The organism is Allocoleopsis sp. (genome assembly GCF_036703385.1).
GTDB lineage: Bacteria > Cyanobacteriota > Cyanobacteriia > Cyanobacteriales > Coleofasciculaceae > Allocoleopsis.
In genome coordinates this window covers 1-3,753 of sequence record NZ_DATNPA010000235.1, presented here as the reverse complement: position 1 = coordinate 3,753, position 3,753 = coordinate 1, and the positions used below count along the sequence as shown (strand labels likewise).

General features: G+C 48.3%; 1 protein-coding gene and 1 pseudogene. Both read right to left on the bottom strand.

Going from position 1 to position 3,753, the window contains the following annotated elements; translation table 11 throughout:
* Positions 1–3,111, bottom strand: a 3,111-nt coding sequence (locus V6C93_RS11475; protein WP_333476792.1) for a CHAT domain-containing protein, incomplete at its 3' end; no start/stop codon positions are given.
* Positions 3,112–3,281: 170 nt separating this feature from the next.
* A pseudogene (locus V6C93_RS11470) lies at positions 3,282–3,753 on the bottom strand (hypothetical protein); the annotation flags it as partial.

Below are 3,753 nucleotides of genomic sequence, written 5' to 3'. Positions count from 1 at the left end.
GCTAAAGGCAACGGATGTGACAGCACTATCATGCTGCAAAGGTTTACCGATTAACTCACCTGTTCTAAAATTCCACAAGCGCACCGTCTTATCTTCACTACTACTGGCAATCATCTGTCCATCTGGGCTGAAGGCAACAGAATTGACAGTTGTATCATGCGAGAAGCTATTTATTTTTTTAGGTTCCCAAATTGCATTCAGTAAACTACTTTTAGTGGTCAGAAATGGAGGGCGATCGGGCAACTGAACAAACCAGTCTTGGCTGAAAATGGTTGACGCGATCGCGTTGAAAGTTGCCTCCCCAGATTGGGTCGCTAACAGGGATTCTGCGGTTGCGGCTAACTGTTCTACCTTCTGTCGTTGTGCCTGCTGCAATTGATAGAGAGCATAGACAAATGCAATGAAGGCAAAACCACCTGTAACCACTGCGGTAATAAGCAGCCCAAGCAGTACTCGTATCTGTCGTTTCTGTTCCCTCGACTGGCGATCGCGCAATTTCACACAAGCGTCTACATAGTCAGTTTCAATCTGGTTCAAAAACTTGGGTTGTCGCAGTAACGCCTCAGCACGATTTAAGAGTTCTCCTCGATGAGATAGATAGTCTTCCTTTCCTTTATGTTGTTTCCACTCTAATGCTGCCTGAGTAACCTTCTCCCGCAATTGCAGATTAAGTTTGTCTTTTTCCAACCAATTCTGCAAAGAACTCCAGTGCTGGATTAACGCTTCATGGGCGATTTCTACTTCTTCTTTCCCTGTCGCCAGATCTTGACTAGTCACTACCAAGCGTGCCCCTTCATCAGCCAAGCGCTTCACGAGTTCCTTGATCTGATTCAAGTTCTCTCCAGCCGGCACTAGTTCTTCCAGCTTGACTCGCCGCCGCGTGTTCCGTCGTTCCTTTTCCTGTTTGGCATTCTCATCCAAACGGGTTAAGCGCACGAAGATATTCTTGACTCGCTCTTGCTCGTCGTTGGATGACAACCCCTTGTAGAAAGCATCAGCCGTCGTTGCAATCGCCTTCTGAACTCCTCCAATCTCTTCATACTCCTCATAACACAACCACCGCCCCCATCGTCGCTCCCACAATTGCTGCAATGCATATTGTAGCAGCGGCATCCTTCCTGGTTCTTGTTCAACCTCCGCTAAAATGGCATTGCTGAGACCCTCTTCAAACTCCAGACGCGGCGCGTCTGCCTGCCTCTTCATTGCAATACCCAGCTCAGTAGGCTCCATTGCCCCAATCAACTTTTGTCTTTTTTCCATCCGCTCCCTTAGAGCAGAGTAGCGAGTACACTCACCCAGAAAATCCGAGCGCATCGTAATCGTAACGTTCTGGTGCTCGGCAAGCTGCAACAACTGGTCGATGAAGCCTCGGCGCTGACTTTCATCGCTACAGAGGGTAAACAGTTCCTCAAATTGATCCACCACAAACACTGTAGGCTGCCCTGATGCTTTAGCTTGACTAACATGTAGTTGTTCTAAAGGCTCACTTCCCGGTCTCAGGTATACCATCTGCAAGTCTGGTTTTTCCTGCTGAAGCTTGGGAATTAATCCCGCTAGCACTACCGAGGACTTGCCACTGCCCGAATCACCTAGCACGGCTAAGAAGTTATCCTCCTTCAGTTTTTGATGCAGCTCTTTAATCAGTTCATCACGACCAAAGAAGAATTTGTGGTACTTTTCCTCTTTAAAGGAAGACAAACCGGGGAAAGGACACTCTGCCTCGTATTCTGGGGGTTTCTTCCCTAGGGCGGTTAGTGCGTCGAAGCCGATTTCGAGTACTTGGTTACAGAGAATGTTGAGTTTACATAAAGCATCCTGTCGTTGCGGCTTGGCTGAGGGAATCTCCGAGCCTCGTAAGTATTTCAGTTTCTTTGCCTGCTCTTCAAACTCCTTCTTCAGCGCAGATGCATGAGGAGCCCGTTCTTCGATCAGCTTCCCGAACTCCTCAATACCATCCTCAATTTCTGCCTCGCTCAACTCCCGACCCTCCAAGCGATCGCTAAACAGAGGTCGTCCCCCCAAGCGGCTAAACAGGGCTGGGACAGTGATATCGTGGCGGTCTCCTAATCCGGCAGTCGCCTCTTGCAACGCCAAGTCTACCTCACCATGTTCTCCCAATCGTTGGTAAAAGCGCTCTCCGAGAGCAAGGGCTGTCGTGACACTGACCTTGCGGGTCATCGCCACCACAGCAGGCATTCCCAAATGGCGTACCAATTGCTGACCTAGTCCGCCTAATGCCCGTTCTGCCTCTGGAGGAGCGCTCTCGCAGGTACACAGGAAGGCTAAGTGAGGCAAGCCTCTACGTTCCCCTATGTTCTTAAGTTCCTGCACTAATTGGGTTCCCCGAACAGTCTGGACTTGATTATCTTTGGTTGCCCAGTAGAGAACGGTATCTCGATCCCCATCCTTGATCAACATACCGTGGCAGACTATATGTATTATGGTGTAAGCGGCGGAGGCGTCCGTTATTTGCTTAGACAGTTCTTCTAGCGTTGGTGGTCCGATAACATCTTCATTGTTGATATTTGCCAGGAATTTGCAAGGAATGCCACCGAGAGCTAACTTCACCTTATTGAGGACATCCTTGTCATCGAAAGGAGTTAACCGGTATTTCTCTAAATTAGATGGATTTGCTATCAGCACCAGTGCCCGTAAATCACGCCTTCCTATGGGAGAAAAGCGGCGATCTATAATAGTGGGAATGTAGAGGGAAAAGGGTACTCGCTGGTCGCGAACTAAAAGATTCCAAGCCCCGTCAGCATCAATAGGAGCGCACAACCTGTGCCAATGCAAGGTTCTCAGTTCATCTGTGTTATCGACTTCAATAGAGAGCAAAATCCGCAGACGACAGTTCTGACTACTCTTACTGTTACTGTAGGCACGTATAAAGGCATCGCGCACCTCATTGCGAAAGACTGCTTGACCCAGTAGTTTGCCATATTCCTTCTCGTTTTCCTGCTCTATTCTCAGCTTGCTCCAGTCATCTTCAGTAAGCTGAAGGCTTCCTTCAGTGTGGGTGGTTAGCCCATCCAGTTGTCTGGTTCTTACAACAATTGGCCAGCACTCGTTAGATCTGCGAAGGATAGTAATCTCAAACTCAATGGCATTCATGGGTTACTATTTGTTAATGAACTCGCTGCTTTCTAAGTTGTGGATTTTGTCGGGTTCAAACTGGTATGAGCCATTCAGAGGAAGCATTTTCGCATCTAAATTTCAGGACTTGGTTTGCGGATACTCAACGTTAATAGCTGCGATCGCAAAGATTCCCGAAATTGTTATTATCATTCCTGCCTCAACTTATTAAGTAGATTAGTTACATCTGACACCGTTGCCTGAAGTCTTTCGGCTTGAGGGGCTGGAACTTGCTGGACTTTCTCTAGAAATTGTTCTAGAGATTTGATTAAGTCCATCTGAGCTGGCTTCAAGACAGATTCATCAAAGACGGCTTCCCCAGTTGGAAGCGGTGTTGCGGGTGCAGACTGCAAAGTCACTGCTTCAAGGACTGGTCGCTCGGTAGTCACATCACCAACAGCTAGCCGCACGGCTGGGTCGCCGATAATCGTATAGCTGCGGGCATCGTTGTTAGCTGTCCACATACCAGCTAAAGACAAGTGATGAACCTCTTCACCAAACTTTATCTCGTTTAGTACACTACTGAGGTCAGAGGAGAGTTCCGCATAGCGTTGGTTGAAAAACTCTAGGGCTGACCCCACTGGATGACCTTCCATCAGGCGCTTCAAGGCACTCTGAAAC